This is a genomic window from Marinospirillum alkalitolerans, assembly GCF_045055655.1.
GTDB classification, from domain to species: Bacteria; Pseudomonadota; Gammaproteobacteria; order Pseudomonadales; family Halomonadaceae; genus Marinospirillum; species Marinospirillum alkalitolerans.
On the sequence record NZ_JBANFI010000007.1, the window covers coordinates 66,002 to 78,797 of the forward strand.

At 53.6% G+C, this 12,796-nt stretch carries 12 protein-coding genes and 1 riboswitch; of the genes, 6 read left to right on the forward strand and 6 right to left on the reverse strand.

Annotated features, from left to right (window positions below):
* Nucleotides 1-31 precede the first annotated feature (31 nt).
* Nucleotides 32-1,414: a flagellar filament capping protein FliD gene (fliD, locus tag V6U78_RS11280; protein WP_405340772.1), complete on the reverse strand. Its 1,383-nt coding sequence runs from the start codon at nt 1,412-1,414 to the stop codon at nt 32-34.
* 151 nt (nt 1,415-1,565) lie between these two features.
* Here fliD and V6U78_RS11285 point away from each other — a divergent pair, with 151 nt between their 5' ends.
* The gene (locus V6U78_RS11285; protein WP_405340775.1) at nt 1,566-1,910 is read left to right on the forward strand and encodes a HopJ type III effector protein; all 345 of its coding nucleotides are present in this window, start codon (nt 1,566-1,568) and stop codon (nt 1,908-1,910) included.
* Nucleotides 1,900-2,241, forward strand: coding sequence for an FKBP-type peptidyl-prolyl cis-trans isomerase (locus V6U78_RS11290; RefSeq protein ID WP_405340778.1), 342 nt, complete (start codon nt 1,900-1,902; stop codon nt 2,239-2,241). The genes V6U78_RS11285 and V6U78_RS11290 overlap by 11 nt, the downstream gene beginning before the upstream one ends.
* A 108-nt stretch (nt 2,242-2,349) precedes the next feature.
* Here V6U78_RS11290 and thiC read toward each other — a convergent pair whose 3' ends face one another.
* Entirely contained in the window at nt 2,350-4,251 is a 1,902-nt protein-coding gene (thiC, locus tag V6U78_RS11295) for a phosphomethylpyrimidine synthase ThiC (RefSeq protein WP_405340781.1), read from the reverse strand.
* A gap of 75 nt (nt 4,252-4,326) precedes the next feature.
* Nucleotides 4,327-4,428, reverse strand: a riboswitch (TPP riboswitch).
* Nucleotides 4,429-4,576: 148 nt separating this feature from the next.
* Here thiC and V6U78_RS11300 point away from each other — a divergent pair.
* Nucleotides 4,577-5,104 carry a hypothetical protein gene (locus V6U78_RS11300; RefSeq protein WP_405340784.1) on the forward strand — a complete coding sequence of 176 codons (528 nt, stop codon included), beginning with the start codon at nt 4,577-4,579 and terminating at the stop codon, nt 5,102-5,104.
* A gap of 227 nt (nt 5,105-5,331) precedes the next feature.
* Nucleotides 5,332-5,937 carry a molybdenum cofactor guanylyltransferase MobA gene (gene mobA, locus V6U78_RS11305; protein ID WP_405340787.1) on the forward strand — a complete coding sequence of 202 codons (606 nt, stop codon included), beginning with the start codon at nt 5,332-5,334 and terminating at the stop codon, nt 5,935-5,937.
* Between the two features lie 50 nt (nt 5,938-5,987).
* Here the strand turns inward: mobA and V6U78_RS11310 are convergent, their stop codons facing one another.
* The 3 genes from V6U78_RS11310 to V6U78_RS11320 form a co-directional block, all read right to left on the reverse strand.
* On the reverse strand, nt 5,988-6,785 hold the full coding sequence (locus tag V6U78_RS11310; protein WP_405340790.1) for an ABC transporter permease: 798 nt from the start codon (nt 6,783-6,785) through the stop codon (nt 5,988-5,990).
* The gene (locus V6U78_RS11315; RefSeq protein ID WP_405340793.1) at nt 6,772-7,401 is read right to left on the reverse strand and encodes an ABC transporter ATP-binding protein; all 630 of its coding nucleotides are present in this window, start codon (nt 7,399-7,401) and stop codon (nt 6,772-6,774) included. The genes V6U78_RS11310 and V6U78_RS11315 overlap by 14 nt, the downstream gene beginning before the upstream one ends.
* Before the next feature lie 117 nt (nt 7,402-7,518).
* On the reverse strand, nt 7,519-8,646 hold the full coding sequence (locus V6U78_RS11320; protein WP_405340796.1) for a MalY/PatB family protein: 1,128 nt from the start codon (nt 8,644-8,646) through the stop codon (nt 7,519-7,521).
* 230 nt (nt 8,647-8,876) lie between these two features.
* On the opposite strand from V6U78_RS11320, the gene V6U78_RS11325 reads away from it, so the two are divergent.
* On the forward strand, nt 8,877-9,272 hold the full coding sequence (locus V6U78_RS11325) for an acyl-CoA thioesterase (RefSeq protein ID WP_405340799.1): 396 nt from the start codon (nt 8,877-8,879) through the stop codon (nt 9,270-9,272).
* A gap of 279 nt (nt 9,273-9,551) precedes the next feature.
* Here the strand turns inward: V6U78_RS11325 and V6U78_RS11330 are convergent, their stop codons facing one another.
* Nucleotides 9,552-10,031 carry a hypothetical protein gene (locus V6U78_RS11330; RefSeq protein WP_405340802.1) on the reverse strand — a complete coding sequence of 160 codons (480 nt, stop codon included), beginning with the start codon at nt 10,029-10,031 and terminating at the stop codon, nt 9,552-9,554.
* Between the two features lie 251 nt (nt 10,032-10,282).
* Here V6U78_RS11330 and V6U78_RS11335 point away from each other — a divergent pair, with 251 nt between their 5' ends.
* The gene (locus V6U78_RS11335; RefSeq protein ID WP_405340805.1) at nt 10,283-12,787 is read left to right on the forward strand and encodes a TonB-dependent receptor plug domain-containing protein; all 2,505 of its coding nucleotides are present in this window, start codon (nt 10,283-10,285) and stop codon (nt 12,785-12,787) included.
* Nucleotides 12,788-12,796 lie beyond the last annotated feature (9 nt).

Consider the following 12,796-nt stretch of genomic DNA (forward strand, 5'->3'; position numbering starts at 1 on the left):
GCGGGTTGCATCCGTGCTGCTCCAGCTGATTCTAGCGCGTATAGCCAGGCAAGCCTGCCATCTGTTGCTGAATAAACATCCCTGTGGCATTCATATTGGCGGCCATCGCATCGGCGGCCGCAAACTGGCGATAGAGTCGCTGTTCCATCTGGTCCAGACGCATCAACTGGGCTTCAATCCGATCATCAATGCGTTTGATTTCATTATTCAGCCCATCCGTGCGTGTTTCGATCAGTCCTTTCTGCAGCTGACCTTCGACGACGGTGGTTTTGGTCATGCTGTCTGCTAAAGCACCAAAGCGAGCCGCATAGCCTTCTTCTGGATGACCAATAATATGGGCAACCCGATCAAAATCTTCATCCAAGGCCGCATTCAGCTTGGCCGAATCAATCCGCAGCGTGCCATTTTGTGGATTGGGGTTTTTGGGATCATAGCTGGGATCGACATAGGTTTCGATACCGATCAAGGCCAGCATGTTTTCTGGCTTGCCCCCGGTTGGGGTATAGAGCTCATTGCGCAGTTGTGTTTCTATTGAGCGCACCACACCTTCGCCACCCAGTGGGCCTTTTTTGGCTTCATTGAGATGAATGATGACATCGTTATAGGCCATCACAAAGGCATCGATATTGTCCTTGATCGCCTGCTTGTCTTGATCCACATTCAGATTGCCGATGCGCTGCTCTGCAGGCAGATTCCCCGCACCGGCTGCCACATTGATGGTGACACCGCTGATGACATTCGCAAAAGTATTGGTGGAACTGCGGCTTTCGATGCCATCAACTCGAATACGGGCATCCAGATCGGCAGCTGGATCGGTTGAGAGGTCAGAAGCGGTCAGCGCGTCGCTGTGGATTGTTAAGCGGCCATCATTGCCTGTTTGGCTGGCATTAACGGTCAGGCGCACCTGCCCGTTGCCTTCATTGACCAGATTGGCAGAGGCCACACCGCGTAAGTCTTCGTGGCTGTTGATCTTTTCTCGAACTTGATCTGCGGTGAGGCCGCCAATTTCTAAGGTCACACCATTGATTTCGAGCGTGGCATCTTCTGCAAAGGTGTCTTCAGCACTGAGCGATTCGGAAACAAAGCGATCGGCGCGTGCTTCGGCAAGCACTTCGATCTGGTAGTTACCTAGTGTGGCACCAGCCAGATGATCGGCCTGAGCGGTAAAGAGTTGGGGTTGGCTAGATTGCGCAGCCAGCTGCTGGAATTTCTCTGGGGAGTTGAGCTGGTTCATCGCCGCGTTGAGCTGATTGAGGCGGCTGGCTAGCTCGGCATAGGCGCTGAGTTGAACCTGAGCAAACTCCTTGTTTTCCTCCATCCGGTAGATGGGGGCCGCTTCAGCCGCGAGGGTGGCATCCACTATCTCCTGCACCGGCATGCCCGAACCTATGCCTTGAAAAGAAACGGGGTTCATCCTGGCTCTCCTATGAATTGAAACGCTTGTTTGTCTCTATCTAAACAAGTCGGCCAACAGAAGTCGAGCTTGAGCTTTTTTTGCATCTGCGAACAAAGTGAGATCTGTTATTCTCTGCGGCTGATGTTTTGACTAGACTGAGGAGCAACAGATGACCCTTGATGCCCTGTTGAGCACACTAGCCCAGCAACCGGTTGATTTTAAAACCGTAATGGCGGTAATTGATGCCGAATATGACTTTACGCCAACGCGCTTTATCAATGGCGACCAGATCAATGAAGCCAATACTAACAATGGCTCGTGCAAGATTTTTGCCTTTGGTCAGCGGCATGGATTAAGTGAGCAGGCGACCCTGCATGCCTTTGGTGACTTTTACACTCAGGATGTATTGCAAAACCCTGAGGGCACAGATCACCAGAATATCCGCAACTTTATGCAAACCGGTTGGTCCGGCGTGCAGTTTGATGGTGAGGCTTTGCGCGCCCATGTCGAGTGAAGTCCGTATTGAAGATCTAGCTGTAGGACAAGGCCCAGCGACTCAGCGTGGCGCATTGATCACCGCACACTATCGGGGCTGGTTAGAAGACGGCACCGAGTTTGATTCCTCTTATAGCCGCAACCAGCCGTTTCAGACCGTCCTCAGCCACAAGCGTGTGATTCAAGGCTGGGTACAGGGGCTGATCGGGATGCAGGCCGGTGGGCGTCGTCGTCTCTGGGTGCCTGCTGAGTTGGCCTATGGTGAGCGGCGGATGGGTGACAAGATACCGCCCCATTCGAACCTGGTGTTCGAAATTGAGCTGCTGGAAGTGCTTAACCGCGAAGATTAAGGCAGAGCCTCTGCGTTCGCTTATCTCATGAGCCTGTATCGAAACAGCCGCCATCTAGATGTATAGCTCTATGCGGCGGCTGTTGTCGGGATGCTCGACTTCAGCGCATCAAGCCTTGTGGTAAAGCGCCGCGCCCTTTTCTTTGAACTCCTGTGATTTTTGCTGCATGCCCTGTTCAGCCTGAGCATTGATGGCCGCGACTTGCGCTTCATCCAGATCCCGCACTTCCTGACTGATTTTCATCGAGCAGAATTTTGGCCCACACATGGAACAAAAGTGCGCCACCTTGGCAGAATCCTTCGGCAGGGTTTCATCATGGAAAGAACGGGCGGTATCTGGATCAAGCCCCAGATTAAACTGGTCTTCCCAGCGGAATTCAAAACGCGCCTTGGACAGCGCATTATCACGTCTTTGTGCCGCTGGGTGGCCCTTAGCCAGATCTGCCGCGTGGGCTGCAATCTTGTAGGTGATGATGCCGGTTTTTACGTCATCCTTGTTGGGTAAACCCAGATGCTCCTTGGGCGTGACATAACACAGCATGGCGCAGCCGTACCAACCAATCATCGCCGCACCGATGCCAGAGGTGATGTGATCATAGCCGGGGGCAATATCGGTGGTCAGCGGGCCGAGAGTATAAAAGGGCGCTTCATCACAGCATTCGAGCTGTTTATCCATGTTCTCTTTGATCAGATGCATCGGTACATGGCCAGGGCCTTCAATCATCACCTGTACATCATGCTGCCAGGCAATTCTGGTCAGCTCACCCAGCGTCTCCAGCTCCCCGAACTGGGCGGCATCGTTGGCATCCGCAATCGAGCCAGGACGCAGACCATCGCCCAGTGAAAAGGCCACATCATACTGCTTGCAGATCTCGCAGATGTCTTCGAAATGGGTATAAAGGAAGTTCTCCTGGTGATGCGCCAGGCACCATTTGGCCATGATCGAGCCACCACGCGAGACAATACCCGTGACCCGTTTGGCTGTCAGGGGCACATAGCGCAGCAAAACGCCTGCGTGGATGGTGAAGTAGTCGACGCCCTGCTCAGCCTGCTCGATCAGCGTGTCGCGGAAGATCTCCCAGGTCAGGTTTTCAGCCACCCCGTTGACCTTCTCCAGTGCCTGATAAATTGGCACGGTGCCCACCGGAACCGGACAGTTACGGATGATCCACTCGCGGGTTTCGTGAATGTGTTTGCCGGTGGACAGATCCATGATGGTGTCTGAACCCCAGCGAATACCCCAGGTCATCTTGGCAACTTCTTCCTCAATTGAAGAACCCAGTGCCGAGTTACCGATATTACCGTTGATTTTCACCAGAAAGTTGCGCCCGATAATCATCGGCTCGGTTTCCGGGTGATTGATATTGCAGGGGATAATCGCGCGGCCGCGTGCCACTTCATCGCGCACAAATTCGGGTGTGATTTCCTGCGGAATCGCCGCACCAAAGGATTGACCTGCATGCTGATGCTGGAGGATGGCTTCCACCGCCTTACTGCCCAGCTGCTGACGCTTCTGGTTTTCACGGATGGCAATAAATTCCATCTCAGGCGTGATGATACCCTGACGCGCATAGTGCAGCTGAGTCACGTTTTTGCCCGGCAGCGCACGGCGAGGTTTGCGCTTCAGATCAAAACGCAGCGGCTCCAGTGTGGGATCAGCCTCGCGGCGACGGCCAAATTCACTGGTTGGGCCATCCAAAAGCTCGGTGTCGCCACGTTCTTCAATCCAGGTCGCGCGCAGGGCGTGAAGCCCTTTGCGTATATCAATGCTGGCATTTGGGTCGGTGTAGGGGCCAGAGGTATCATAAACGAGAAGATCTGGGTTCTGCTCCACGCCAAACTCGGCGGGTGTATCGGCCTGGCTGATCGCCCGCATGGGCACGCGTAGATCTGGACGTGAGCCTTCAAGGTAGACCTTGCGCGAGTGAGGCAGTGGCTGCACACTGGCGGCGTCGACCTGGGCTTTTTCTCGAAGAAACTGGCTTGAAAAGGAGGTTTCTGGCTTGTTCATTGTCGTGCTCCCACGTTTATCAGGACAAAGCGGGAACCGGCAGGCGAAAAGAATGAGCTGCAGCTGGCGCTGCGAAAAATGAAGGATCTCGATTCCTACGCCGGTACTAACCGGTTCAGGTTCAACGGGTATCATCTCAGCTTCTGCCTTACGGCTTCGGCACCCCGTCAAGATGCAGTCCCGAGTGTAGCAAGTTCATTGGCTGAAAGAAACGCCACAGGCGGGTGGCCACAGAAAAGGATTTAAGTTTTCAGTCCTCTGGCCGATAATGTGCCTGAATCGGTGCCGCCTCAGGCGGTAGAACTGGTGCTATAGGAACGCCCTCATGCGTATAGAAAACTCCTACAATCATTCGCTTGAAGCCCAGGAAAGCCTGAATACCTCGCTGAACTCAGCGCAGGGTGCCCAGTTTTCCTTGATGCTGAGTTTGATGATGGCACCGGTTTATTCCCCCGACCTGTCCGATATCTACAGTAATATGGCGATCAACAGCCCTCAGGCTGTCTATCCCACCCATATTCCTACCCGCTTTGATCCTCCTGAGCTCAGTCAGTATGCTGGCCCGCCTGCGGCCTATCGTGATCTGCGTTTGGTTGAAGATACCTATGCACGCCAGATGGCCAGACGCATTCAAGGCGATATGGGGATTGCTCTGGTGCATGGTAATGCGGGCTATTTTAGTTGGCTGCGTGCGCTGACTGAGCAGTATCCCAAGCTGCAATTTGTGACTACCCTCAAGGCGGCAACCGGTCCTTCACCGCATCAGGTGGCCGCTGCCTATGCCGCGCAAGCCAAGCCAGATACGGCGACTTTGATTAAAGAAATTAACTCTTCTTTGACTGTGGCTGCTTAACCAGAGGATCCTTAATCAGGGGATCCTTAATCTGCGCTTCCTTAATCCACGACCTCCTTGCTGTATTTTCTTCTTTTGTTGATCTTGTCTTGCGATATTCAACCTGTGTTGGCCTGTGACTTGCCTCGGTGGCGCTAGCCGCTGTCTTGCATGAATGCAGAATCAGGGTTTGCAGCCTAGGCAGGATGCCTGATAATGGCCGCACCATTGATTACTGGAGCTTGGCCATGTCTTCTTTAGCTGCTTATTCGACTGCGAATCCTGGCGTCACAGGTGTCATTCTTGCCGGTGGGGAAGGACGGCGCATGGGGGGGCAGGATAAGGGTTGGGTGGATTTTGATGGGCAGCCCTTGATTCAGCATGTGATCAACCGCCTAGAGCCGCAAACGCAGACACTACTGATCAATGCTAATCGCAACCTCTCGGCCTATGCTGCGCTTGGCTTTAAGGTGATTGAAGATCTGCAAACGGGCTTTCATGGCCCGCTGATGGGCATGCTGACAGGGTTGAACGCCGCCTCAGATGATTGGGTGATGTTTGTTCCTTGTGATGGGCCTTTTTTGCCAACAGATTTGGTTGACCGTTTGCTGGCTGCCGCTTTAGCAGCTCAAACACGTATTGCCGTTGCCGCAGAAGCAGGCCGTCTGCAGCCAGTGGTGGTGCTCCTGCATCGCAGTCTGGCGGCTGATTTGCAGCAGGCCATGGCGCAAGGCGAGCGTAAACCCGATCGCTGGTATGCGCAGATGGGCATGACGCAGGTAGAGTGTGATGCGCAGAGTTTACGTAACTTTAATCGTCCTGAGGAGTTGATGAGCAATTCGGCCAACGGCTAGGCAAGCCAGCTCTGTCCCTGGATGGCACCTAGTCTGCATAGCTTCAGTTGTTATCGGCTATTGAGGCGGTCCAGCCTCAGTCTTTGTCTTTGATCAAAAAGTCGTCGGCTACCCAGCAAGACAGCGATAAGGCTTCCAAGCCCCGTGCCTAGAGTGATCATCAGCATGATCAGGATTTGATATTTGACGGCCAGTGCTGGTGGGGTGCCTGCCAGAATTTGCCCTGTCATCATGCCTGGAAGGCTAATAATACCTGCCGCAGCCATGGCATTGATGCTTGGCAGTAGGCCGGCACGCATGGCCTCTCTGCGCACTGGTCCAAGGGCTTCGCTCCAGTGCTGGCCGAGCATTAAGCGATTTTCGATGATAGCACGCTGTTGCCACGCCTGCTCAGTGAGGCGCTCTAAGGCCAAGGCCACTCCGGTCATCGTATTTCCCAGCAGCATTCCTAGCAAAGGAATCGCGTATTGCGGTGTATACCAGGGTGTCGGGCCGACCAAGAGGAGCAGAGTGAGGATGGCGAGAGAAAAAGACGATAGAAATAACGACAGTGTTGCTAGAGTATATCCCCAGGCACCCTTAAACCGCCGTTGTTGACGTGCGATGATCTCACGGCCAGCCAGGAGCAGCATGGTGATGGCCATTAAACTGACCCAGAGCAGACTGCCGAGAGAAAAGAGAACTTCTAGGATCAGGCCAATCAGAGCCAGCTGAAGGATAGTACGCAGTGCTGCAACTAATAATTGGCGGCTCACACCTAGCTGGGCGCTTTGTGCCAGCAGGGCCAAAACCAAGATCAGGCTGGCTGCTAAACTCAGTTGCCACCAGCTGAGTTCAATGACCTCCAAGAGGTTGCTCCTGAATCTGTTCGCCTTGAATTAATAAAATCTTATCAGCCACTCTATTGACCTGCTCTCGATCATGCGCCACCCAGATCACAGGCCAAGCATGGCGCTGTATTTCTTCTTTTAGCCATGACTCTACCTTAAGACTTTGCTCAGGATCAAGATGGGCGGTGGGCTCATCAAGCAGCAGCACCTGCAGCGGAAAAGCCAGCGCGCGTAGTAAAGCCAGACGCTGCTTTTCGCCGCTGGATAAGCGGCTCACTTGCCAATGCATGGCCTCTTGCACCAAGCCGAGTGCTGCCAGTGCTGCAGGATCGACATCGGCGGGAAAGTGATCAGCGACTTCATCAGACCACCATTGGCTTTCCGCTGGAACCAGGCGGACTTTAAGCCGCCATAAATGGGCCGGCATGGCCTGCTGGCTTTGCTCATTCAGCCAGACTTGGCCTTGGTGTGGCTCAAGATCGGCAAGCGCGCGCAGAAAACGGCTTTTTCCACTGCCAGAAGCCCCGGTTACACAGCAGATTTCTCCACCGCGCAGTGTTAAAGAAAAGGGCTTCCAGAGTGGATTGCTTAGGGCCTCTAGGCGCAGAATCGGCTTAGGCTGGGGTGTCATCATTCACATCCTGAAAGGAATAAGGTTCACCAGCCTAGCAACTGCACGCAAAAATTTTACTGCCTTGGCTCAGGGTTCAGTTTATTGATACAAAAAAACACCTTTGTCATCAAAAGTTCATCAACGGCCCCGCCGTGTCTGGATCACCCGCGCCATACGTTGTAGGGCTGCATCGAGTTGTGCGCTAGGGCAACCAAAATTGAGGCGCAGATAGCCATCAGTGCCAAAGGCTTCACCGAGCGAGAGCGCGACGCCACCTTCAAGGAAGTCCTGTTCGTTCAGTCCGAGCTGGCGCAGATCCAGCCAAGCGACAAAGGTGGCCTGAGGGCGCGTAAAGCCAATTTCAGGGTAGTCTTGGAGCCAGTGTTCGAGCTGATCGAGATTGGCATTAAGCTGCTGTTTGAGCGCAGCCAACCATGCTGCGCCCTCTTGCCAGGCGGCTTGCGCGGCTAGTAGGCCGAGATAATTCATATCAGGCATCATGCCGCGCATCTGGCGGCGAAAACGCACACGCCTTTCTGGATCAGGAATGATGGCAACAGCGCAAGAAAGCCCAGCGATATTGAAGGTTTTGCTCGGTGCCATCAGCGTGATCGAGCGGGCAGCGGCGTCTGGATTGAGTGCAGCAAAAGGCAGATGCCGCTGCTGAGGATCAAGGAGCAGATCCGCCCAGATTTCATCAGAGATCACCAGCAGATCGCGCTCAAGAGCCAGCTGCGCCAGTTGCTCTAAATCCGCGCGTGTTGCCACCTGTCCGCTTGGGTTGTGCGGGTGGCACAAGACCAGTGCTTGGGTCGCATCGGTCAGATAAGGCGTCCAGTCTGTCGCCTCGCTGGGGACGCTCACCAGGGGCCGCGCGCGCAATCGACCTAGCTGACGAATCGGTGGATAGACCGGCTGTGGCACAGCCAGACCTGCCTCGGGCGCTAATTCGGCTTCGATAGCGAGATGCAAGCCAGGCACCACCCCCGGTAGCCAGACCAGCCATTCTGCTTCGATGGCCCAGTGATACTGCTCAGCGCACCAGGCAACAAAGGTGTCGATCAGCCCAGAAGGGATCTCGCCATACCCAAAAACGCCGCGTTCGACGGCTTGGCGCAGCGCTTTTTGTACCGCTGGCGGTGCGGCAAAGTCCATATCGGCCACCCACATGGGCAGAATATCTTGCTCTTCATAGCGCTGCCATTTGAGGCTGGCGGTGCCACGGCGCTCGATGGGGGTCACAAAATCAAATTCAGGTGTAGACATGTGCATTCCTTGATAGCAAAGAAACGAGGAGTGCGACCTTTGCTGGATGCCCTTGGGTAGAGCAGATCGCTATACTCCTTGGTTCTGAAAAAAAGCGGGTTTTGAAAAAGTAGGTTCTGAAAAAAAGCGGGTTTTGAAAAAGTAGGTTCTGAACAAGGCTTTTGATAAGCCGCTCTGTACATCCGTTTTAAAGAAACGATGGTTGATGAAGAAAAACAAAGGATAAAACAATGCTTTCGATGACACTGACGCCGGGTTTTACCGATACCGATGCCATGGGCCATATCAACAATACCCGCCTGCCAGTCTGGTTTGAACTGGCACGCAATGATCTGTTTCGCTTTTTTATCCCTGATTTAGACCCTCAAAAATGGTGCTTGATTATTGCACGAATCGAAGTTGATTTTGTGGGTGAGCTTTTTTATGGGCAGGAGGTAGAAATCCGCACGCAGATTGCCAGAATCGGCAATGCTTCGTTTGTTGTGCAGCAAGAAGCCTGGCAGGAGGGGCGTCTTGGCGCACGTGGGCAGGCCACCTTGGTACATTATGATTTCACCACCAAAAAGACCCAGCCACTGACACCTGCTCAGCGTGAAGCTTTGACGCCTCATCTGATCAGCGCCTAGGAACCCTCTGATTAACTACTGCGCTTGGTGATGCTGCGTTGAAATTGGTCTCAAAATGCTCATTTACTCCGTGTAAACTCCGCTTTTTCGATCAATTTCGCCTTGCGACCTACATGGATGTAGGAAGTGCAGCAATTCGTCTGGAACGAATGCTGTCCTGACCTGTGCTCGTGACGTTGATCAGAGGCTCCCTAGCCTGCATCAATGGCATCAAAAAGCCCCAGTCGTCTGATAACGGCTGGGGCGAGAGCGTGCAAACTTGGAGCTGACCGATCGGGATTAGAAGTGCAGCAGTACACCCAGATGGGGGCGGATCACCAGCTCATTTTTCTTGCCTGTTGTTGGGTGATCGATGCCATAGACGCCACTGATACTGGCAGAGAGCACCATCCAGCGCGTGAGCGGCATCTCGTAGCCTAAACGCAGATCAGCACCGATATTCGAATCGGCTTCATCGCCACGCCAATAGCTGGCTCCAAGCTGATAAAAAGTACCGCTTAAATAACGTTCGTTATAACGCTTAAATCCCGCCTCATACACTTGATACTCATCGCCATCTGCCAGACCCAGCACCAAGGCAGAGCGGCGTCCCACCGAGACCTGATAGGACAGGTTGAGCTGACCATCGTCCTGATTGCGATCAAGCTGACGTGCCAGATCATAGCCAAAAGCGTGGCTGGTATTGGCCTGCGCCGAGCTGACAGTGATCGAAAAACAGACAACAAGGCTTGCAAGTAAAAGAAGAGCACGCTGCGCCATAGAAATCTCCAGCAAATCAAAGGGCGGGATAAACAATCCCGCATCTTAAAGGAAAAGGCGCGAGCTGCCTACTCTGGGTGTGTGCTCCAGCGCAACTGAAGAAGATCGTCTCTCTTTATCAATAGTCTATCTAAATGATAATAATTGACATTTACTATGCATGTTTTTAATATACCGCGCGGTTTATTCCTCTGAGTTGCATCTTATTCTTGGTGCATTTTTCTGCTCTTCTGGCATACAAAAGGAAAGACATGAAGCTTGTGAAGTCGCCTATCGCGCTGGCACTCTGTAGCTGTTTGGCCACCAGCTTACCTCTTTGGGCGAATGAGGTGGATCAAGAAGAAGATCTGCAACCCGATGTGGTGGTCTATGGTCAGGCGCTTGATCCCTTAACCAGCAGCAGCTCGCTGGATGCCGAGGCCATACGCCAGCGTCCAACAGGTGATGGCAATCTCACCGATCTGCTGCGCACCAATCCGGCGGTGCAGTTTTCCAACTCAAGCAGCAGTATGAATCAGGGTGAGATACGCCCTGAAAGCATCTCGATTCATGGTTCGCGGGCCTATCAGAATAGTTTTCGGCTCGATGGCATGAATCTGAATAATGATCTCAATCCGGCCAGCCCTAATCTGGGTGTCACCTTAACCAATCTGGGAAGTGATACGCAGGGCTTTTATCTGGATAGCCGTCTGATCGATTCGATCACGGTGTACGATGCCAATATTCCGGTGGAGTTTGGTGGTTTTATGGGCGGCAGTATTGAGGCCCAATCGCGGAGTTGGCGCGGTGAACGCGGTGGTCAGATCTACTATCGCCATACACAAGCCAGCTGGAACCGCACCCATATCGATCGTCAGCTGAATTTTGATTCCAGTGAAAACTCCCGCGCTCATCCATCGCGTTTTCAGCCAGATTACCGCAAGCATAGCTATGGCCTGAATGTCGAGACAGGATTGACTGACCAGCTGGGCGTGGTGTTCTCCCTGTCGCGTCGTGAATCCACGATTCCCAGCCAGCATGTGGGCGGGCTGAGTGTTGATCTGGATGAAGCAGGCGAGCATCTGGTGATGTTTAATCGCGCTGATCAGGTCAAGAATCAGACCCGCACCAGTGATCAGGCCTTTGCCAAGTTCAGCTGGTATCCGCAAGGCGGCACCGAGCTTCATTGGTCGACCACCTATACCGGCTATACCTCAAGCCAGTTTTTAAATGGGTCTGCCAACTCGGATTATGATGAAGAGCACCGTGGCTTGGGTTCACAGCTCCAGTGGCAGCAGCAAACGCGCTGGGGGCAGAGTGATCTGCATTTGAGCTGGCAGCAGCTCGAGGATGAGCGAGATTCAGCGCAAAAGTATTCAGTGCAACTTGAGGATTTAAGCGATTGGGAGCACCGGCGCACTTATGATTCAGGCGGTCCAGGGGATCTGATTTCGCGTCAGGAAAACCTGACTGCGCGCTCAACCTTTCGCTGGCATCCACTGGTGTGGGGTGAATGGGAGCAGCGCGTGCGCGTGGGTGCTGAAGTGACCCGCACCGAAGCTGAGTATGAGCGGCGTGCGCCCTTCTTCCGTAATGGTTTTATCATGACGCAAGGCTGGGATGGTGAACCGAATTTGATGGGTGGACAGGTTGAGGCCTTTTTTGCTGGGCGGCATCGGGCTGATTTTACCCAGACGGCGGTCTTTGCTGAAAACACCCTGAGCTATGGCCGCTGGAGCTTCCGTCCTGGTGTGCGTGTGGATCGTGATGATTTTGTTGAGCGGACGAATCTCGCACCGCGCTTTGTTGCCAGTCTGGATGTCTTTGGTGATCAGCGGACCCGCGTGACGGCAGGGGCGAATCGCTATTATGGGCGCTCGATGCTGACCTATGCTCTCTATGAAGCGCAGAATGCGGGCCTGCATTTGTGCTACTGGGGTTGTACACCGAACAGCATGGATAATGATTGGAGTCCCGCGCGTGATTTTGAAGGCATGGCGGATCTGCATACCCCCTATAGTGATGAGTTGAGCTTGAGCGTCAGCCAGATCTGGGGTCCGACGCTATGGCGTGTCAGCTATGTGCAGCGTGATAACCGCGATGAAGTGCGTAGCCGACCCAAGTATCCAGGAACCAGTGATCCAATCGAAGCCCGTATTCGTACCTTTGATAATGGTGGTCGCAGTGAGCATGAAACCCTCTCGTTGACGGTCAGTCATTTAGATGGCGTGGCGTTGGGTGCCACAACGCATCATTGGACCCTGACTGCGGCTTGGCAGGATTCCTTCAGCAATACACCCAAGGATCAAGGCTATGCCTTTTTTGATCCTAACCTGAACCTGAATATGGATTATGTGGATTACCGGGGTGAGATTATTCGCGCGCGTGATCTGCCTGCTACGGATTTCAATCTGCCTTTGCGTATCAATGCTGAGTTGATTTCAGTCTATGAGCCCAGCCAGCTGAGCTTCTATCAGACCTGGCACTGGGGCAGCTCGCGTGATCAGGCCACACGTCATCAGAATGACTACACCACCTTGCCGGATAGCGATCAGCAGGTGCTCAAGTATGAGCGTGTGCGTTATAGCTCTACCTTCCGCTGGGATACCAAGGTCCGCTGGGAGCCCAGTTGGGCACAGGGTTTTGGTGCGGCGCTAGAGGTCACCAACCTGCTCAATAATCGCAATGCCACAGATGCCTTTGTGCATTCCAATCAGGTGTATCGCTCCTATGCGCCCGGGCGGCAATTCTGGTTACAGCTGGATTATAACTTCTAATTCGACTCT